The sequence below is a fragment of the Methylobacillus methanolivorans genome, from assembly GCF_044751345.1.
GTDB lineage: Bacteria > Pseudomonadota > Gammaproteobacteria > Burkholderiales > Methylophilaceae > Methylobacillus > Methylobacillus methanolivorans.
Window position 1 is genome coordinate 497473 of sequence record NZ_JBIWXY010000002.1, and the last position, 19561, is coordinate 517033.

14 protein-coding genes are annotated in these 19561 nt (G+C 55.5%); 9 read left to right on the forward strand and 5 right to left on the reverse strand.

What is annotated here, in order from left to right; all coding sequences use genetic code 11:
* Positions 1–5: 5 nt before the first annotated feature.
* The 6 genes from ACIKP9_RS11795 (at position 6) to ACIKP9_RS11820 (ending at position 9453) form a co-directional block, all read left to right on the forward strand.
* Positions 6–1703, forward strand: coding sequence for an APC family permease (locus ACIKP9_RS11795; RefSeq protein ID WP_400883076.1), 1698 nt, complete (start codon positions 6–8; stop codon positions 1701–1703).
* A gap of 193 nt (positions 1704–1896) precedes the next feature.
* Positions 1897–4089: an oxidoreductase gene (locus tag ACIKP9_RS11800; protein WP_400883079.1), complete on the forward strand. Its 2193-nt coding sequence runs from the start codon at positions 1897–1899 to the stop codon at positions 4087–4089.
* A gap of 67 nt (positions 4090–4156) precedes the next feature.
* Positions 4157–6280 carry a heterodisulfide reductase-related iron-sulfur binding cluster gene (locus tag ACIKP9_RS11805; RefSeq protein ID WP_400883082.1) on the forward strand — a complete coding sequence of 708 codons (2124 nt, stop codon included), beginning with the start codon at positions 4157–4159 and terminating at the stop codon, positions 6278–6280.
* Positions 6249–7694 (forward strand): hypothetical protein, encoded by a 1446-nt coding sequence (locus ACIKP9_RS11810; RefSeq protein ID WP_400883085.1) that lies wholly within the window; start codon positions 6249–6251, stop codon positions 7692–7694. The genes ACIKP9_RS11805 and ACIKP9_RS11810 overlap by 32 nt, the downstream gene beginning before the upstream one ends.
* Positions 7694–8494: an electron transfer flavoprotein subunit beta/FixA family protein gene (locus ACIKP9_RS11815; RefSeq protein WP_400883088.1), complete on the forward strand. Its 801-nt coding sequence runs from the start codon at positions 7694–7696 to the stop codon at positions 8492–8494. The genes ACIKP9_RS11810 and ACIKP9_RS11815 overlap by 1 nt, the downstream gene beginning before the upstream one ends.
* Entirely contained in the window at positions 8491–9453 is a 963-nt protein-coding gene (locus ACIKP9_RS11820; RefSeq protein ID WP_400883091.1) for an electron transfer flavoprotein subunit alpha/FixB family protein, read from the forward strand. The genes ACIKP9_RS11815 and ACIKP9_RS11820 overlap by 4 nt, the downstream gene beginning before the upstream one ends.
* A 63-nt stretch (positions 9454–9516) precedes the next feature.
* Here ACIKP9_RS11820 and ACIKP9_RS11825 read toward each other — a convergent pair whose 3' ends face one another.
* The 5 genes from ACIKP9_RS11825 to ACIKP9_RS11845 are packed head-to-tail and all read right to left on the reverse strand — an operon-like array spanning position 9517 to position 16496.
* The gene (locus ACIKP9_RS11825) at positions 9517–10932 is read right to left on the reverse strand and encodes an ABC transporter ATP-binding protein (protein ID WP_400883094.1); all 1416 of its coding nucleotides are present in this window, start codon (positions 10930–10932) and stop codon (positions 9517–9519) included.
* On the reverse strand, positions 10929–11729 hold the full coding sequence (locus ACIKP9_RS11830; protein WP_400883097.1) for an ABC transporter permease: 801 nt from the start codon (positions 11727–11729) through the stop codon (positions 10929–10931). The genes ACIKP9_RS11825 and ACIKP9_RS11830 overlap by 4 nt, the downstream gene beginning before the upstream one ends.
* Complete coding sequence (locus ACIKP9_RS11835; RefSeq protein WP_400883100.1) at positions 11726–12697, reverse strand: ABC transporter permease; 972 nt, start codon at positions 12695–12697, stop codon at positions 11726–11728. Before ACIKP9_RS11835 ends, ACIKP9_RS11830 begins: the two co-directional genes overlap by 4 nt.
* Entirely contained in the window at positions 12694–14283 is a 1590-nt protein-coding gene (locus tag ACIKP9_RS11840) for an ABC transporter substrate-binding protein (RefSeq protein ID WP_400883102.1), read from the reverse strand. Before ACIKP9_RS11840 ends, ACIKP9_RS11835 begins: the two co-directional genes overlap by 4 nt.
* 8 nt (positions 14284–14291) lie before the next feature.
* Complete coding sequence (locus tag ACIKP9_RS11845) at positions 14292–16496, reverse strand: TonB-dependent siderophore receptor (RefSeq protein ID WP_400883105.1); 2205 nt, start codon at positions 16494–16496, stop codon at positions 14292–14294.
* Positions 16497–16746: 250 nt separating this feature from the next.
* On the opposite strand from ACIKP9_RS11845, the gene ACIKP9_RS11850 reads away from it, so the two are divergent.
* The 3 genes from ACIKP9_RS11850 to aspS are packed head-to-tail and all read left to right on the forward strand — an operon-like array spanning position 16747 to position 19453.
* Positions 16747–16995, forward strand: coding sequence for an FmdB family zinc ribbon protein (locus ACIKP9_RS11850; RefSeq protein WP_400883108.1), 249 nt, complete (start codon positions 16747–16749; stop codon positions 16993–16995).
* A 32-nt stretch (positions 16996–17027) separates the two neighbouring features.
* Entirely contained in the window at positions 17028–17630 is a 603-nt protein-coding gene (locus ACIKP9_RS11855; RefSeq protein ID WP_400883110.1) for a DUF502 domain-containing protein, read from the forward strand.
* Positions 17631–17668: 38 nt separating this feature from the next.
* The gene (gene aspS, locus ACIKP9_RS11860) at positions 17669–19453 is read left to right on the forward strand and encodes an aspartate--tRNA ligase (RefSeq protein WP_400883113.1); all 1785 of its coding nucleotides are present in this window, start codon (positions 17669–17671) and stop codon (positions 19451–19453) included.
* The last annotated feature ends 108 nt before the right edge of the window (positions 19454–19561 follow it).

Genomic DNA, 19561 nt, shown 5'->3' on the forward strand with positions numbered 1-19561 from the left:
TCCAAGTGAACAGTAATCCGTCTGTAGATGCTATTTCCGCCGATCTATCCGGCGATGTGGTAGCCGCCCAGAATTCCACCCTGCTGCGCAAGATCGGCTGGCAAGGTGCGTTCTGGGTGGCGAGTGGGGTGCCTGCCCTGGTGTTGTTTTCCATCGGGGCGATTGCGGCCACTGTGGGCAAGCCATCATGGCTGGTGTGGATGTTGTCGATCAGCTTTGGCTTTATCCAGGCGTTTACCTATGCGGAGATTGCCGGTCTGTTTCCGCACAAGTCTGGTGGTGCATCGGTGTATGGTGCCGTGGCCTGGGTACGTTACAGCAAGTTTATTGCACCGGTATCAGTGTGGTGTAACTGGTTTGCCTGGTCTCCGGTGCTGGCGATAGGCTCGGGGCTGGCGGCGGGTTATATCCTCAATGCCATGTTCCCACCAGATGCCGTGATCAATACCTGGCAAATCACGCTGCTTGATCTCAGCTTTATCAAGTCTGACCTGGCCTTGCGCATCAATGCGACTTTCATTGTGGGGGCCGCGGTGTTGCTGTCAGTGTTTGGGATACAGCACGGTGGCATTCTGCGTTCGGCGCGTGTGACCATGGTCTTGGGTATTACCGCGCTGATCCCGTTGATGTTGATCGGCTTGATCCCCATCATCACTGGCGATGTGGCCCAGCTGAATTTCCTGCCTATCGCACCCTTGTCCTATGACGATGCAGGCAATGTGATAGATGGCTTGTGGGGTATAGAAGGCTGGAAGCTGATGGCCGGTGGCTTGTTCATTGCAGCCTGGTCCACTTACGGCTTTGAGACTTCGGTGTGCTATACCCGCGAATTCAAGAACCCCAAGAGCGATACCTTCAAAGCTATCTTTTATTCTGGTTTGCTCTGTATCGCCGTCTTCACGCTGGTGCCGATCGCCTTCCAGGCTCATCTTGGGTTGGGCCACCTAGTGACGCCCGCTGTGTTGGATGCAGCAGGTAATGTGGTGACGCCCGCTGTCTATGATGGCATGCTGGCCCCGGAAATCTACAGCGGCATGGGTGTTGCCGCTGCGCTGTCTGACATGATCGGTGGCGGCAAGATCATCGGCAATATCCTCATGATCATGCTGGTGCTGGCGCTGATGCTTTCCATCATGACGTCCATGGCGGGCTCTTCACGTACCTTGTATCAGGCTTCTGTCGATGGCTGGTTACCCAAGTATCTGTCCCGGGTTAACGAGCATGGCGCACCAACGCCAGCCATGTGGACAGACCTGTGCTTTAACCTGGTATTACTGCTGATGTCAGACTATGTGTTCGTGCTGGCGGCATCCAATGTGGGTTATATCATGTTCAACTTCCTCAACCTCAACGCTGGCTGGATACACCGCCTGGATCGCCCAGACTGGCTGCGCCCCTACAAGGCACCGACCATCCTGTTAGCGCTGGGCACCGTGCTGAGTTTCGTCAACCTGGCGTTGATGGGCCTGGGGGCTGATATCTGGGGTGATGGCACATTGAAGACAGGCTTGTTCTTTGCCTCACTCATTATCCCGGTCTTTATCTTCCGGCATTACTTCCAGGATAAGGGACAGTTCCCCAAAGCCATGTTGGAGGATATGTATATCGCCAATGACGATGGTGGTGGTAAGCGTGCAGGTGTGCTGCCTTACCTGGCATTGATTGCTGGTGTGCTGGTGGTGGCATTCTTCCATAGCCTCTAAACCACAATCTTACTGATTACTTGACCAGTGCGGGCCGCAACATTGCGGCCCGTTTTTTATTTAATTCAATAGCTTAATTTGTTTTGGTACTCCGTAGGTGGTAAGCCCTAAGGAGAATTGTAGCCATCCTGCCGCTCATGAAGAATTCAACCTACAACAAGACATAACCCATGTTTAAAGAGAGGAAGTCAGAATGGCACGAGATCCTAAACACAATATCCTGTTTGAGCCGATCCAGATCGGCCCTAAAACCCTGCGTAACCGTTTTTATCAAGTGCCACACTGTATAGGTGCTGGTTCTGACAAACCCGGGTTCCAGGCTGCCCATCGTTCCGTGAAGGCGGAAGGTGGCTGGGCGGCGATGAATACCGAATACTGTTCCATCCACCCTGAATCCGATGATACGCACCGCTTATCTGCCCGTATCTGGGATGAAGGCGATGTACGCAACCTGCGCGCGATGACCGACGAGGTGCATAAATATGGTGCCTTGGCTGGTATCGAGATGTGGTACGGCGGTGCACATGCGCCGTGTATGGAGTCCCGAGCGACGCCGCGCGGCCCCAGCCAATATGCCTCCGAGTTTGAAACCCTGAGTTACTGCAAGGAAATGGATCAGGCCGACATCAACATGGTGCAGCAATATTATGTAGAAGCTGCCCAGCGCGCCCGTGATGCGGGCTTTGATATTGTCTACGTCTATGGCGCCCACTCTTACCTGCCGCTGCAATTCCTCAACCCTTACTACAACAAGCGCACCGATAAATACGGTGGCTCCCTGGAAAACCGCGCACGTTTCTGGTTGGAAACCCTGGAAAAAGTCCGCCGTGCTGTTGGTCAGGATTGTGCGATTGCCACCCGTTTTGCCGTGGATACCGTGTATGGCCCGGGCCAGATCGAGGTGGAAGTCGATGGCATGAAATTCATCGAACTGGCTGACCCACTGGTGGATCTGTGGGACGTGGATGTCGGCGATATTGCCGAGTGGGGTGAGGATGCTGGCCCATCACGCTTTTACCAGCAGGGCCACCAGGTGCCATGGACCAAGTTCGTCAAGCAAGTGTCGAAGAAGCCTGTGCTCGGTGTGGGCCGCTTTACCGACCCGGAAAAAATGACCGAAATTGTCACCAAGGGCTATGCCGACATTATCGGCGCAGCACGTCCCTCAATTGCCGACCCCTTCCTGCCACAAAAGATTGAAGAAGGTCGCTACGACGATATTCGCGTTTGCATAGGCTGCAACGTCTGTATTTCACGTTGGGAAATCGGTGGGCCGCCCATGATTTGCACCCAGAACGCGACGGCGGGTGAAGAATACCGTCGTGGCTGGCACCCGGAGAAATTCCGCAAGACCAAATCCAGCGATGCTGTGCTGGTAGTGGGCGCTGGGCCTTCTGGCTCAGAGTGCGCACGCGTGCTGATGGAAAGCGGTTATACCGTGCACTTGTACGACAGTGCCGAGAAAATAGGCGGGCACTTGAACACTATTGCCACCTTGCCAGGCCTGGGCGAGTGGAGCTACCACCGGGATTATCGCGAAACCCAGCTCAACAAACTGGTGAAGAAAAACAAGGACTCGGTGATTGCCCTGGGGCAGAAACGCCTGACTGCCGATGACATTCTGCAATATGGCGCAGACAAGGTAGTGATTGCCACGGGCGCTTCCTGGAACACCGATGGCACCAATTGCCTGAGCCACGAGCCGATTCCTGGTGCAGATGCCTCGCGTGCTGATCAATTGACGCCAGAGCAGGTGATGGAAGGTAAAAAGCCTATTGGCAAGCGCGTGGTGATCTTGAATGCAGATACTTACTTCATGGCCCCCAGTCTGGCAGAAAAGCTCGCAGTGGCCGGGCATGAAGTAACTCTCGTTTCAGGTGTGCACTTGGCTAACTACATGCACTTCACGCTGGAATATCCCAACATGATGCGTCGCCTGCATGAGCTGGGTGTGGAAGAGTTGGGAGACCACTTCTGCTCACGCATCGAGCCGGGCCGCCTGGAAATCTACAACATCTGGGGTGATGGATCACGCCGCACCTATCGCGGCCCTGGTGTTTCCCCACGGGATGCCAACAAAACCCATCGCTGGCTGGAGTTTGATTCACTGATTTTGGTGACTGGCCGTCATTCGGATTGCACGTTGTTCAATGAGCTGAAAGCACGCGAATCCGAGTGGGAGGAAAACGGTGTCAAATCTGTTTACCTGATTGGTGATGCCGAAGCACCACGCCTGATCGCGGATGCCACGTTCACAGGCCACCGCCTGGCGCGTGAAATTGAAGAAGCCAATCCGCAATATCCATTGCCTTACAAGCGTGAGGTAGCGGTGTGGGGCACTGCCCACATGCCGGGCGGTGAGTTCAAGATCGAGTACAAGGTCTGATAAGCACGCCGGGGAGGTCACCCTCCCCGGCACTTGCCACATCACCTTTTTCTTTATCGAGACTGCTATGCTGGATTCTTCTCTCGTCACCCGTATTTTGTTTCAGGACTTTGCCTCCTGGTCGATTACGCTGTTTTACCTCTTGGGCTATACCGCCATCGGCGTGTTCATTCACGGTGTTTATGTGCAGGTGCGCAAATACAGGCGCGGCAAGCCATTTGCGATTGCTGGCCTCAAGGCTGGCATACAACGCATGCTGCAAGACCTCGCGAGCCATCGCACCCTGGTGCGCCGTGATCGCTCTGCCGGGCGCGCTCATGCCCTGATTTTCTTTGGTTTTGTGCTGTTGTTCATTGGCACTGCCACCATCACCCTAGAGTACGACATCCTGGAGCCTTTGTTCGGCTGGCGCTTCTGGCGTGGTGATTTTTACCTCTGGTTTTCGCTGGTGCTGGATGTGGCTGGTGTTGGCCTGATTGCGGGCCTGCTTTACATGATGGTGCGCCGTGGCTGGATCAAGCCACCCAAGCTGGACTATGCCCGCCCCGACCGCAGCCCGGAAGACCCGGATTACAATCGAAGCGACTATAAGCGCGAGGATTGGGCCTTTCTCTGGACCCTGATCATCATAGGCATCACCGGCTATGTGCTGGAAGCCGCGCGGCTGGTGTGGCTGGGGGATCAGCCTGAGGTCTGGTCAGTGCGTTTCTGGTCGCCCGTGGGGGCCGTGCTGGCCCATGGCATGCAAGGGTTGGGCTTGGATGCTGATGCTGCCGCCATGCTGCGCAGCGGCTTATGGTGGTTTCATGGCCTGTTGGCACTGACCTTTATCGCCTTGATCCCCTACAGCAAGGTCAAGCATATCTTCACTGCGCCGACTTCGCTGATGTTGCGTGACCCGCTGGCTGGTCGCCGCCTACCCAAGGTACCGGAGGAGCAAAAGAGCGCGGGCTACCAATACATCACCGATTTCAAGTGGAAGGAGCTGCTGCACCTCGATGCCTGTACCAAGTGTGGTCGATGTCATGAGGCTTGCCCGGCCAATGCTGTGGGCGCACCGCTTTCACCACGCGACGTGATTTTGTCGCTGCGTGAGTTTGCCAATCATGCCTTAGAAGCCAAGACCTTGCCTGCGGAGGCTGAGCTGGACGTGCATGGCAAGGGGCCGGGCCAGGTGTTCATGGAAACATTATGGTCATGCCGCACCTGCCTGGCTTGCGTCGAAATCTGCCCAGTGGCGGTGGAGCATGTGCCTATCATCGTGCAGATGCGCCGCAAGCTGGTGGAAGACGGCAATATGGAGCCGTTGCTGGAGAAAACCCTGCAAACCATTCATAAGACCGGCAACTCATTTGGCGAATCCAAGCGTAAGCGCGCCTCCTGGGCCAAGGATTTGCCTTTCACCATCAAGGATGCGCGCAAGGAGCCGGTTGACCTGTTGTGGTTCGTCGGTGATTACGCCTCGTTTGACCCGCGTAACCAGAAAGTCACGCGCGGCTTTGCCAAGCTGATGAATCAAGCTGGTGTTGATTTTGGCCTGCTGTTCGAGGGTGAACTTAATGCAGGCAATGATGTGCGCCGTGTTGGCGAGGAAGGGTTGTATGAGTTTCTTGCCACGGCCAATATCACCTCGCTCTCTGATTGCGCATTTAACTCCGTAGTGACGACCGACCCGCATTCTTACAACACTATCCGCAATGAATACCCGGATTTTGGTGGCGAGTTTGAGATCCAGCATTACACCACGCTGGTACGCGAGCTATTGCAACAAGGCCGCTTGCGTTTGCGCAAGACGCTGGATTGCCGAGTTACCTTCCACGACCCTTGTCACCTTGGGCGTTACAACCGTGGTTTTGATGCCCCGCGCGATATCTTGCAGATGCTGGGCTGCGAATTGGTGGAGATGGAGCGCAATCGTGACAACTCCTTCTGTTGTGGTGCTGGCGGTGGCCGGATCTGGATTCCTGATCCGCCAGGTACGGAAAAGCCTTCGCAGAACCGCATGCATGAGGCAGCACGCATTGAGGGCTTACAAGTGTTTGTGGTGTCTTGCCCCAAGGATCTCACGATGTACGAGGATGCGCTGAAAACCGCTGGGTATGAAGGCAAGTTTGTTGTGCGTGAGCTGATCGAGTTGATTGAAGAATGTGTGGAGTACGATGAGCCAGCTGCATTATCTTTGCAAGCCTGAGGCCATGGTGCCTGCCACGTTGCCGGAGCTGGTGCAGCATGTGCTGGCGGGTGATGATTTTCATGCGGCGGTGGCACTGTATCCCGTGGTCAATTCGGCCGACAGGGCCAGCCTAGGGACACGTATCTTCTCTACCCGGCGCGATGTATTGATGCTGGCACGTTGGGAGCATACGCCAGCCGCAGTGCTGGAGGTTTTGTCGCAATTACCGCATATGCCCATGGCACGGCGTGTGGTCAGGCATCGCAATACGGCAGGTGAAACCCTGTCCCAGCATTACGCATCGCATCAAGACCCAGCCTTACCCAGCTTGCTTGCCCAGCATCCGCATGCGCCGCAGGCATTATTACTGCGCATGGCAAGCGAGGAGCAGGACCATGTGGTGCTCAAGTGCCTAGTGCGTAACCAGCAGGCACCAACTGCGGCGCTGGAATTATTGCACCAGCGCTTTCCTGGCAGCTTCGATAAGGAGCTGGCGATGCACCCAGCCACTTCTCCCGAGATGTTGGCGGCGATTTATGCCGCCCATAGCGATACTGCGGGTGGCGCACTGATACGTGCGGCGATTATTGCCAACCCCCATTGCCCACAGGCTTGTGTGCAGCAGGCGGAACATGCCCATGAGCGAGCGCTGTTGCGTGCGGTGGCCAAGCATCCGGCGTTATCTGTGGCCCGTATACGCAAGCTGGCAAGCTATCCAGACAATGCTGTGCGTGCAGCGATTGCTGCTCATCCATCCTTGCCACCCATGCTGACAATGAAGTTGGCGCAAGATGCCTCGGATGCTGTGCGCCGTACCATTGCCAGCCGCCCCGATCTCAGCGCGGATTGCATGTGGCAACTGGCGCAGGATCAAGACCCTTGGGTCAGGCAATGGCTGGCACGTAACCCGGCAAGCAGCCATGACCTGCTGAACAAGCTGGCATTGGATATTGATGAAGACGTGCGCCGTGCGGTGGCGCGTAATCCGCGATGTCCGCTGATGCTATTGAAAAAGCTGGCGCATGACGCGCGCAGTTGGGTGCGATCAGCCGTGGCTTATCAGGCTGCTGCTACCAGTACCATGCTGGCCAGGCTAGCACACGATAGTGCGGTGGATGTGCTGGCAGGCGTTGCCGTCAATATGCACACCCCGCAGCCCATATTACGCAAGCTGGCGCATGCAGACGACATGGATATCCGGCGTGGCGTGATCCTTAACTCCCAGGCAACCCGCAACACCTTGTTGCCTTTGCTGGAAGACCCCTATTACCTGCACCGCTTGATGCTGGTGTCCTGCCCGCAACTCAGCGCTCAGGACAAATGGGGCTTGCGTGATGACCCGGATTACCGGGTGCGGTTTACGTTGTATCAATGGCTGGCTACAAGGTTAAGCAGTGCCACCCATCCATCCTATTTTGACAGGAGGTTGTAATGAAGATCGTAGTAGCAGTGAAGCAAGTGGCCGCTCTGGAGGATGATTTTGAAATCCGTGACGATGGCCTGGATGTTGATGAGGATTTCCTGACCTATGACCTCAATGAGTGGGACGATTACACACTGGAAGAGGCCATGAAAATCAAGGAGGCCTCCAGTGAGCCCGTCGAGGTGATTGCAGTTTCCGTTGGCCCCGAGCGAGTCGATGAAAGCCTGCGTAAATGCCTGGCCAAGGGTGCGGATCGTGCTATCCGTATCTGGGATGAAGCGATTGAGGGATCAGACTCGATGGCCATAGGCCGCTTGCTGGCGCAGGTGGTGAAGCAGGAGTCGCCAGCCCTGGTGTTTGCCGGGGTGCAGTCATCAGATCAATCCCACGCTGCCACAGGCATGGCGCTGGCAGCAGCGCTGGATTGGCCGCATGCAGCCGTGGTGGCTGACTTGGCATACCAGCCGGGTGCCAGCGTGGCGCGCGTCAAGCGCGAGCTGGAAGCCGGGATGTTGCAAGAAGTGGAAATCGATTTGCCAGCGGTCATGACCTTGCAATTGGGCATCAACAAGCCACGCTATGCTTCCTTGCGTGGTATCAAGCAGGCGGCAGCCAAGCCGATCGAAACGCTATCGCTGAGCGATGTGGGCTTGACTAGCGATGCGGTAGGTGAGGGCGCAGCCTTGTCACGCGTGCTGCGAATGGAAGTACCTATCAAGGGCCGGGCGCAAATGATAGAAGGCACGGTGGCCGAACAGGCAGCCAGGTTGATTGAGATCATCAATGAGTACAAAGGGGTGGCAGCATGAGCACGATATTGGTAGTGGCGGAACATAGGCGCGGGGAAGTACGAGCGGTGACGCTGGAATTGATCACTGCGGCACAGCAATTGAAAACCTCGGCAGATGATCGTGTGCTGGTCGCTGTGGTGGGTGCCAAGGCCGAGTCACTGGCTGCTCAGTTGCAGTGGGCTGGGGTAGATGAAATCATCGCTTGCCAGACCAGTGCCGAGGAATTCGAGCCTGAGCTTGCCGAGCAAGCCATCAGTCAGGTGATGCAGGCCCATCAGCCTGCTGTGATCTTATTGCCGCATAGTGTGGACTCACTTGGTTATGCCACTGCATTGGCCGTGAAAGGAGGCTTTGGCTATGCCACCGATGTGTTCAAGTTGGCGTATGACAATGGTGCCTTGCTGGCAACGCGTGGCGGCTATAACCAGAAAGTGAATGTAGAGGTAGATTTCCCTGGCAAGGTCTGTGTGTTGCTTACACTGCGCAGCGGTGTGTTCAAGCCAGTGGAAGATGCTGCGGCTCCCAAGTTGAGCGTAGAAAATTGCACTGCCTTGACAGCACGCAGCCGTCCATTGGGCTTTATCGAGCCTGCCAATGATGGGGATGTAGATATCACTACTTCCGATTTCATCGTCTCGATCGGCCGCGGTATTGGCGAAGAGGTCAACGTGGAAGATTTCCGCGAATTGGCAGAGGAATTAGATGCCACCCTTTGTTGTTCAAGGCCTATCGCTGATGCTGGCTGGTTGCCAAAATCACGTCAAGTCGGGCAATCAGGCAAGGTGGTAAGTGCTTGCAAACTGTATGTGGCAATGGGGATTTCTGGTTCCATTCAGCATATGGCAGGCATGAAGCATGTCGGTAGCATCGTTGCGGTGAATACCGACCCTGGCGCTTCGATTTTCACCATCGCCAAGTACGGCATTGTGGGTGATATTTTCGATATTCACGAGGCGCTGATGGAACAACTGGCCTAATGCAGGGATGAGTCGTGGCGGCGATCATCGCAACGACTCAAGTGTGCCTTTATGTCACAGATTTTATACCGCGGGTGCAATCTGCAATTGGCGCTGCATGGTGTGTTGAGCCAGGGCGTGGTCATGCGTCACCAGCAAAATGGCGCAATCACGTTCAGCAGCTGATTCAAGCAGCAACTCCATGGTGATTTGCTGGCTGATCGGGTCTAGCCTGGAGGTCGGTTCATCAGCAAAGATCAGCGCGGGTGACAACAACAGCACACGTGTCAGCGCCAGTCGTTGCAGCTCGCCGCCCGATACCTGGCTAGGCAGGCGCTCCAGCAATGCGCTATCGAGACCAAGGCGTTCAAGCAGTACAGGTAATTCGGCCGGGTTCAATTGTTGCCGCTTGATCAGGTCGGCAAAAGCCTGCTTGAGTGGTAGCCGTGGGGCAAAGGCCGATACCGGGTCTTGATACAATTTTTGCAGCTTGAGCGGTGCTAGGCCGCTGGCGCGCTTCACCAGGCCGCTATCCGGTTTGACCAATCCCAGCAGCATATTGCCCAGCGTGGTTTTACCAGCTCCACTCGGGCCATTGATGGCAATACGCTCACCAGCATGGATGGTGATGTCTAGTCCTTTGAACAACGTGTGATCGCCAAAGCGTTTACTCAAACCTTGTGCTGAGAGGATGGCCGGGCCGGTGATAGGGACGGAATGCGGTAACTGCCAGTGTTCTGGGTCTGCCGCCAGCAATGCCTGTGTGTAGGCATGTTGTGGTGTTTGCAGCACGTTAGTGGCAGCGCCCTGCTCCAGTACCGCACTTTCCTTCATCACCATCACTTCGCCGCCCAGGCTGCGGGCTACGTGCAGATCATGCGTGATGGTGAGCACGCTGCCGCCTTGGGCAATGAAGGTGTGCAGGATATCAAGCAGGCTGGCACGTGCCTCTTCGTCCAGGCCTTTGGTTGGCTCATCCAGTATCACCACGGGAGCACCGCCTGCCCTCGTAGCGGCAAAGGCAACGCGTTGCGCCATGCCGCCAGACAACATAAAGGGATAACGCTGCGCACCGGTATTGACGCCCAGCGCCTGCAAGTCTGCACGAGCATTGGTCATGGCTTGGGTACGACTTAGGCCAGGCCGGGCGATCAATTGATAGGATTCAGCCACTTGCCGGTCTGCAGGCATGGTGGGGTCGAGCGCCAGCCAGGGTTCCTGCGGCAGTAGCGCCAGGGAGTGTCCCCACCAAGGGCGTCGTAGCTCGCCGTTGGCGGCTGCCGTGGATGTATCACCCAGCTTGATTGTGCCTGTGGAGATGAGTGCTGGGGCTAGTGTGCCCATGATGGCCTGCACCAGCAGCGACTTGCCTGAACCGCTTTCACCAATGATCGTGAGTGCGGTGCCCGGTGCTAACCTAAAGCTGCATGGCTGAACCAGGCTATTGCCATGGCGGTCTGTGACGGCGAGGTCTGTCACCTGTAATTCATACTGGCTCATATCGCCTCCTTCTTGCCGGATAGCAGTGCCAGTGACAGCATAATGAGCGCGAGTGTGATGACTGGTGCAGCAATCAGCCATGGTGCCTCTTGGTAATATGGGAATAGTTCTATCATCATGACACCGAGTTCAGGCGTCGGCGGGCGCAGGCCAACGCCAACAAATCCCAGCGCTGCCAGCGCGAGAATGGCGCTGGAAATGCCGAATAGCATGAGGGTGGCAATCATCGGTGCCAATTCAGGCAGCAAGTGCTTGCGCACGATATAGCCATTGCCAAATCCCAGCATGCGGGCAGATTCCACCGGGCCGCTCAGCAGCGTGGTTTTGATGCTGGCTCGGCTGACACGGAAATATTCCACCCACAGAGCAAATGAAAGCCCGAGATAAAGCGACCAGAATTCTCCCTGGGCAAACGCGGCAAACAACAATACGACCAGAAGCACAGGCAGGGTCATGACTGCATCTGCAATACTGGTGAGAGCTGCTTCCACCAGCCCGCCACGCCAGGCTGCGAGCAGACCCAGGCTGATGCCGATGAGTGCAGCGGAAATCACGGAAACCAGTGCCAGGCCAAATGAGAGCTGCAGAGCATGCAGCAGGCGTGCCAGCATGCTGCGCCCCAGGTGATCTGTACCCAGCCATTGCTGCCAACTGGGTGCTAGCAGCACCTGGTCCAGGTTTTGCGAGATGGCGTCCGGCATGAGTAAAGGGCCCAGGATGGCAGCCAGTATGATCAGGGATAGCAAGCTGATGCCTGCGCGCCGAGAGAGTGGGAGAGATTGCCAATTGTGCATCATGCAGCCACCTTGTGCTTTGCCAGGTAACGCTGACGTGGGTCTGCCAGCATGCAGGCCATATCCACCAGGGTGTTGCAGAGCACAAACAGCAAGCCCATCACAATCGCTGTGCCCTGGATCATGGGAATATCGCGCCCGAAGACGGCGTGGGCGAGGGCATGGCCGATACCAGGCCAGGCAAACAGGCTTTCAATCACGATTACGCCTTCCATCAGGAAGATCAGCTGTACGCCAAGATAGGCAATCACCGGCACGGCAGCATTGCGGATGCCGTGGCGTAGCAGGGCTTGCAGGTCGGTGAGCCCTTTGCTGCGTGCAAACTGGAAATAGGCCGAGCCGCGCACGGCGGCCATGGCATCGCGTGCCACACGGGAGGAAACGGCGGCCAGGCTCAGCGCTAGCGTCAGGGCCGGTAATAGCAGCCCGCCATGTTCATGGCTGGCACTGGCGGCGTTGGTGAGCCCAAGCTGGCTGGACATCAGCAAGATCAGCAGAATACCAAGCAGGAAAGGCGGCAATGCGCGCAGGGCGAGTGAGCATCCCATGGTGATCCTGTCTAGCCAACCACCTGGATGGAGGCCGGACAACAGCCCGATGGGTAATGCAATCAGCACTGAGAGCACCAGCGCAGCAAGGGCCAGGACTAGCGTATGACCAAATTGCACGCGGATTTCCTCGATGACTGGTGCACTGGTGATGTAGGAATTGCCCAGATCAAGGTGCAGCAATGCTTGCCAGTGCATGAGCAGGCCTTGCCATATCGGCTTGTCCAATCCTAGTTCGATACGCACGGCATCAGCAGCGGCAGCCGTGACCATGTCGTAACCATACCGACCGGCGGCAATGCGGAAGGCGAGATCACCTGATAGGTGATGCATCAGGAAAAACGATAGCGTGCTGACCAGCAGGGCGACCAATAAGGCCTGCATGGAGCGGCGCAGTAATAATAGGCTAATGGTATGGATCATGGCTGGGGAGCGCTGGCAGGCCAGTACATATCGGTGAGGTAATAGGATTGTTCGAGTGGGTCCACCTTGACACCACGCAACTCGGGGTGCACGGCAACAGGCAGGCGATACCATGTGATAGGAATGGCGGGTAGCTCTTGCTGCAAGGTGAGCATAATATCGTGCTGATAGCGTTGGTTGGCCTGCTCGTCGGTGCTGGTGGCTAGCTTATCCAGCAGGGCTGGCACGGTGGTGTTTTCCCACTGCATCGCGCCCCAGTCGCCGCCATGCAGGTTGAAGTTCTGGTTCATGGCAATGAATGGGTCTGGTACCACTGTGAAATTCAGTGCCAATAGCCCCATGTCCAGCGTACCGCGGCGATGCCCGAGGGGAATCTCGCTGGAGTTGGTCACCACGACCTTGACGTCTATGCCGAGCTGGCGGAATTGATCCTGCAAGGCCGTGGCAACAATCGGCAGCTCCGGGCGGTCTGGGAAGGCAGTCAATGTCAGCGCAAAGCGCTCGCCATCTTTTTGCAGAATACCGTCTTTCCCTGGTTTCCAGCCTTGTGCCGTGAGTAATCCGCGGGCTTTTTCAAGATCGGTGCCCAGCTTGGGGAAATCCGCATCAGCCTGATACCAGCCATGCATGCTGGGCGGCATGAACTGCTCTGCCGCTAATCCAGGCGTGCGCAAGATGCCCTTGGCGATCCCGGTGCGATTGATGGCAAGGCTTAGTGCCTGCCTGGAGGCTGGCGTGTTGAGCCAGCGATGGCCACTATTGAGCTTGAGTACGATGGTGCGGGCGACATCGGCCTCTTGCAAAACTACTTTTGGGTTATGGCGTAGGCGTTGCAGGCTGGCAGGGTCAAAGCCAAACACCAGGTCTGCCTGGTGTGATTCCGCCATGAGGGCACGCGTTTCTGATCTGCTGACAGAAAGATAGCGCACCGTGCGGATATGAGGTTGCTTGCCATTCCAATAAGGCGAAAGCGCGAAATCCAGTTGCTGTGGCAAGACATGGTGCACCAACTGATAGGGGCCGCTGCCTATCATGTGCGCGACCCTGCCATTGCTGCCATAGGCAGCAGGCGCCAGGATAATGGTGGTGCTATGCGCCAGCAACATGGGCAGCCGGGCATAAGGCTTTGCCAGCGTGATGCTGATGCCATCGGCTGTTTCGCTGATGGCTGTAATCGGAGCCATGTAAAGCACACCACCGGCCTGCTTCCAGGCACGTTGCATATTCTGCGCTACGCTGGCTGGTGTGACCATGGTGCCATCATGAAACTTTGCGTCTGGGCGCAGAACAAAGCGCCAGCGTAGCTGGTCAGCAGATACTTCCCATTGCTGGGCAAGCCCAGAAACAGCGCGACCGTTCACATTCACACCCACGAGCGTTTCAGCCACTTGCATGCGCTGGAACATATAGCCTGTGCGCGAAGGCTCCAGTGAACTGAGCTCCCATGGCCCTACCATGCTGAGGCTGGTCTTGGCAGGAGTGGTGCCTGCTGACCAAGCTGTGTTGTGGATAGTCACGCTGGCCAGGATCAATGCGCCAGGCAACCACGTTTTGCGCAGCAAGGCGCGGAAAATAGATAACTTCATCGTCGGGCTTAAAACTTGGCTTGCAGGCCAAGTGTCATCATGCGTGGTGCCCCGGGTAATACCCAGGTGCTGTTGTAGGAGCTGGCATAGTATTCACGGTCAAACAAGTTGGTGACGTCAAACGATAGTCGTAGTTTTGGGTCGATTTGCCAATACGTTGTTAGCCGTACTGTCACGTAGGAAGGTAATTCAAAGATGTCTTCGGTACTATCGGCACGCTTGCCAACATAAGTTAAGCCGCCACCCAGGCCTAGCTTGCTGCCATTGGCCAGGGTTTGCTCATGCATGAGCAAGGCATTGGCGGAGTGTTTGGGAATGTTGGATAGGCGGGAGCCTGCCTGCACAATACCATCTGGCAGTAATGTGGTAATCGGGGTGACTTTGAGGTCTTTGCCAAGATAGGCATCGATGTAAGCATAGCTGGCAATTGCACGCAGGTGATCAGTAATTTGACCGCTCAGGTCAATTTCCAGGCCACGGCTACGCACTTCCCCTGCGGCAATTGACCTGCCTAGTTGGTCACCTGGGTCTGTCGTCAGTACGTTCTGCTTTGTTATATCAAAAGCGGCAATGCTTCCGCCCAGGCGCTGGTCAGCGGATTGGTATTTCATGCCAACTTCAAACGCACGGCCACGTTCTGGATCAAAACCATTGCCTGCGGCATCAACACCAAAACTGCTTCCACCTGCCACACCCGCATTGGGGCGGAATGAGCGGCTCCATGAGGTATAGAGCGAGATTTCTGGATTGACGATGTAGGTAAGGCCAGCACGTGGCGAGGTAACGAAGTGATCCTGTTTGGAGATACTGTCGGTGCGCTTGTCGTTGAGGTTTTGCCGATAAGATTCAAAGCGCAAACCACCCATCAGCTTCCATTTCTCTGTCAGGCTGAGTTGGTCTTGTACAAACAGCGCAACGTCAGTTTGTTTCTCGTAAAAGTTGGTGGCGATGCCGAACTGGTTCAATGCTGGTTGGGTGAAGCCATACACAGGTGCATAGACATTGGTGTTCCATGCGCTCTCAGGTGTTTGTCGGCGTGAAAGCATATATTGATCATTGTGGAAACGATAGGCTTCCATGCCCACCAGGAAGTCGTGCCCGATGCTGCCCGTGTTAAATTTGCCATTCAGGTCGGCCTGGACAGATAAATCGGTGGATTGATAGTCGCGGATGCGCCATTGACGCTGCACGTCACCATTCGTGCTGATGCGGTTGAGTGCCGGGATGGTTTCCAGCGATCCGCCATCGGTAGAGTTATCTTTGTAAACGATACCAGCACGACCACGCCACTGGTCGGAAAATTCATGATCCAGGGTTAATTGGTGGGTATAGGCCTCCATCTTGAAGTCGCCTGCATTCGGCTCCCCCAGGAAGCGCTCGCGCTTGATGTTATGCAGGCGGTTGCCATTGATGTCGCGCAATGGAATGCCGCGATCCATGGGCAGTTGGTGCTTCAGGTATTCCAGCTCATAGGTGAGCGAGGTGGTAGGGCCGAGCAACCAGGTGAATGACGGGGCAATCAGCAGGCGCTTGCTATCGACATAATCACGAAAACCGCCATTGTCTTCTGCTGCGACGATCATGCGATAAGCCAGGTTTTCCGTGATAGGCCCAGTGGAGTCGATGGAGCTACGGTAGCTGTCATAGCTGCCTGCATAGATTTCTGCCACATTGCTGGCTTTGAATTGCGGTTTCTTGGTGACCACGTTGAGCGTGCCTCCAGGCTCACTGTTACCATACAGCGCAGCCGCAGGCCCCTTGAGAAATTCCACACGTTCTGTATTGGCGGTATCGCGCGGCGGATTGTAGCCACGGTTGCCTGAGAAGCCATTGCGCAGCATGGCGGGGCCGGTGTTTTCATGCCCGGCAAAGCCACGGATGGCAAAGTTATCCCATAAGCCACCAAAATTGTTTTGACGGCTGACACCACTCACCAAGTCGTATGTGTCGGCGACACGTGTTGCCTGGATGTCATCCAGCGCCTGGCGCGAAATGATTTTGACTGCCTGCGAGGTTTCTTGCAGTGGTGTGTCAGTTCTGGTCGAAGCACCAGCATCTCTTTGGTAGTAGTTGTTTGTCTTGCTCGTGCTTGATGCTTTGACGGTGACTTCTTCCAGCACGCCGGGGTTCTCGGCAGGCTCTGCGGCATAGCTGGGATAAGCAGCAGACATCAGTACGGGCAATAAGTAGTGGAGACGTGGTTTGGTGGGCATGGCCGCAGATTTTTCTTTAAGTAGAATGGGTTGGGTCGCAACGTAAGAACGATTATTTTTTGCAGCATTATAATGTTCTGAATTGTATATTTGCAACAGTGTTGCGATTTGGTTCGGGCACACCCTTTGCCAGGGGTTTCTATTGCGAATTCATTTAATTAGCTGAGCATGGTTTTAATCAGGCATGGTTGGCCCCATATCTTAGCCAGCATGCATTCGGGTATAATTTCGTTTTTTCGGGGGTGTGACGATGCCTATTTACGATTATCAATGTAGCAGTTGTGGTCATAAAGCGGAGCTGATGCGTAAGGTCAGCGAGGCTGGCACGACCGTATGTCCGGCATGTGCAAAAGAAACCTTCGAGAAGCAGGTCTCTGCACCGAATTTCCAACTAAGTGGCTCGGGCTGGTATGCAACCGACTTCAAGGGTGGAAGCCCAGCGAAGAAATCCGAGGAAACAGCTCCTGCTGCCTGTGGCACAGGATGTGCCTGCCATTAATGTAGTCCATTTGCCTTGACGTTAGAGCTGCCATGAAAAGTTACTTTATTACTGGACTACTGGTACTGGTGCCGTTGTGCATCACCATCTGGGTGTTAAGCACATTGATTGGGCTGATGGACCAGAGCCTGTTGTTGCTACCCGTTGCTTGGCGCCCTGAGGCCCAGTTTGGCCGCGCGATCCCCGGTATCGGCGCAATCTTGACCCTGCTGATCGTGTTTGGCACTGGTGTCATCGCGACCAACTTCTTTGGCAAGCGCATTATCCAGTTCTGGGAAGCATTGCTGGCACGTGTGCCGGTGGTTAAGTCTATTTACTACAGCGTCAAGCAAGTGTCGGATACCCTGTTCTCTGATTCTGGCCAAGCCTTCCGCAAGGCATTGCTGGTGCAGTATCCACGTCAAGGTAGCTGGACGATCGGCTTCCTGACAGGACAGCCAGGTGGCGATGTGGCGAATTACCTTCAGGGTGAATACGTGAGCGTCTATATCCCGACCACACCTAACCCAACTTCCGGTTTTTTCCTCATGATGCCCAGGGCTGATGTGGTGGAGCTGGATATGAGTGTGGATGAAGCCTTGAAATACATTATTTCCATGGGAGTGGTTGCGCCAGCCGGCAAAGCCAAGCCTTGACCTTTTAACCTTAAGTTATAGCCTACAAGAAAATAGTTATGCGTACTCATTACTGCGGTCACCTGAACCGTGAACATATTGGCCAGACCGTTACCCTCTGTGGCTGGGCACATCGCCGTCGCGACCATGGTGGCGTGATTTTCATTGACCTGCGTGATCGTGAAGGCATGGCTCAGATCGTGATCGATCCTGATACGCCTGCGGCATTTGCCTTGGCTGAAACCGTGCGCAGTGAGTTCGTGCTGAAAGTGGTCTGTAAGGTGCGTGCGCGTCCTGAAGGTACTGTGAATACCAACATCCCGACTGGGGAAGTGGAAATGTTGGCGACTGAGATTGAGATTCTCAATCCATCGCTGACGCCTCCATTCATGCTGGATGACGACAACTTGAGCGAGATGGTGCGCCTAGAGCATCGCTACATCGACCTGCGCCGTCCTGCCATGCAAAAGAACATGATGTTGCGCTATCGCGTAGCCAAGACCTTGCGTGATCATCTGGATAGCAATGGCTTCATTGAGGTGGAAACCCCAATGCTGACCCGTTCCACGCCTGAAGGTGCGCGTGATTATCTGGTGCCATCGCGTGTGCACCATGGTCAGTTTTTTGCATTGCCGCAGTCGCCACAGTTGTTCAAGCAGTTGCTGATGGTGTCGGGCTTTGATCGTTATTTCCAGATCACCAAGTGCTTCCGCGATGAAGACTTGCGTGCTGACCGCCAGCCAGAATTTACCCAGGTTGATATCGAGACTTCCTTCCTGGGCGAAGAAGAAATCATGAGCATTGTGGAAGATATGATCCGCAAGATGTTCAAGGGTGTGCAGGACATTGACTTGCCAGCACAGTTCCCACGCATGCCATTCTCCGAGGCCATGAATAAATATGGCTCTGACAAGCCGGATATGCGCGTGACCCTGGAAATCACCGAGCTGACCGACGTCATGAAGGATGTCGATTTCAAGGTGTTTGCTGGTGCAGCCAATGCTGTCGGTGGTCGCGTGGCCGCCATGCGCGTGCCTAATGGTGCGGCATTGTCACGTAGCGAGATTGATACTTACACCGAGTTCGTCAAGATTTACGGTGCCAAGGGCCTGGCGTACATCAAGATCAACGACATTACCAAACTGAATGAAGAAGGCCTGCAAAGCCCCATCGTCAAGAACATTCATGAAAATGCATTGAAGGCCGTCATTGAGCGCACTGGTGCGCAAAACGGCGATATCGTTTTCTTTGGTGCCGACAAGGCCAAGGTGGTGAACGAAGCGCTGGGTGCATTGCGCACCAAGGTTGGCCACGAGAAAGGCCATGTCGATGGCCGCGCCTGGGCACCATTGTGGGTGGTGGATTTCCCCATGTTTGAGCATGATGAGGAAAATGACCGCTGGGTCGCCTTGCATCACCCCTTCACCAGCCCCAAGGATGGCCACGAAGACCTGCTCACCAGCAACCCTGGCGCAGCCTTGTCCAAGGCTTATGACATGGTGCTCAACGGTTGGGAAGTTGGCGGTGGTTCCGTGCGTATCCACAAGCAGGAAATCCAGTCCAAGGTATTTGATGCGCTGAAAATCAGCAAGGAGGAAGCGCAAGAGAAGTTCGGCTTCTTGCTCGACGCCTTGCAATACGGTGCGCCTCCACACGGTGGCTTGGCCTTTGGTCTTGACCGTTTGGTGACGCTGATGGCTGGTGCTGAATCTATCCGTGACGTGATTGCCTTCCCCAAGACCCAGCGTGCACAGTGCTTGATGACCAATGCACCTAACGAAGTCGACGAGAAGCAATTGCGTGAGTTGCATATCCGCGTGCGTCAGCAGAACCCTGCCGCATAACATGAAATCGCTTGTGCTGGTAGCGTTACAACCTCTTGCCGTACTTGATGTGCTGTCTGCGAGTGTGCGCCTTGCCAGCCCGGCGCGCCTTTCATTTTAAAAGTTGGT

Coding starts and splice junctions, on each gene's coding strand:
- ACIKP9_RS11835 (WP_400883100.1), bottom strand. CDS start 12,697: ATGATCCATACCATTAGCCTATTATTACTGCGCCGCTCCATGCAGGCC.
- ACIKP9_RS11845 (WP_400883105.1), bottom strand. CDS start 16,496: ATGCCCACCAAACCACGTCTCCACTACTTATTGCCCGTACTGATGTCT.
- ACIKP9_RS11820 (WP_400883091.1), top strand. CDS start 8,491: ATGAGCACGATATTGGTAGTGGCGGAACATAGGCGCGGGGAAGTACGA.
- ACIKP9_RS11800 (WP_400883079.1), top strand. CDS start 1,897: ATGGCACGAGATCCTAAACACAATATCCTGTTTGAGCCGATCCAGATC.
- ACIKP9_RS11840 (WP_400883102.1), bottom strand. CDS start 14,283: ATGAAGTTATCTATTTTCCGCGCCTTGCTGCGCAAAACGTGGTTGCCT.
- ACIKP9_RS11815 (WP_400883088.1), top strand. CDS start 7,694: ATGAAGATCGTAGTAGCAGTGAAGCAAGTGGCCGCTCTGGAGGATGAT.
- ACIKP9_RS11805 (WP_400883082.1), top strand. CDS start 4,157: ATGCTGGATTCTTCTCTCGTCACCCGTATTTTGTTTCAGGACTTTGCC.
- aspS (WP_400883113.1), top strand. CDS start 17,669: ATGCGTACTCATTACTGCGGTCACCTGAACCGTGAACATATTGGCCAG.
- ACIKP9_RS11830 (WP_400883097.1), bottom strand. CDS start 11,729: ATGATGCACAATTGGCAATCTCTCCCACTCTCTCGGCGCGCAGGCATC.
- ACIKP9_RS11850 (WP_400883108.1), top strand. CDS start 16,747: ATGCCTATTTACGATTATCAATGTAGCAGTTGTGGTCATAAAGCGGAG.
- ACIKP9_RS11810 (WP_400883085.1), top strand. CDS start 6,249: ATGAGCCAGCTGCATTATCTTTGCAAGCCTGAGGCCATGGTGCCTGCC.
- ACIKP9_RS11825 (WP_400883094.1), bottom strand. CDS start 10,932: ATGAGCCAGTATGAATTACAGGTGACAGACCTCGCCGTCACAGACCGC.
- ACIKP9_RS11855 (WP_400883110.1), top strand. CDS start 17,028: ATGAAAAGTTACTTTATTACTGGACTACTGGTACTGGTGCCGTTGTGC.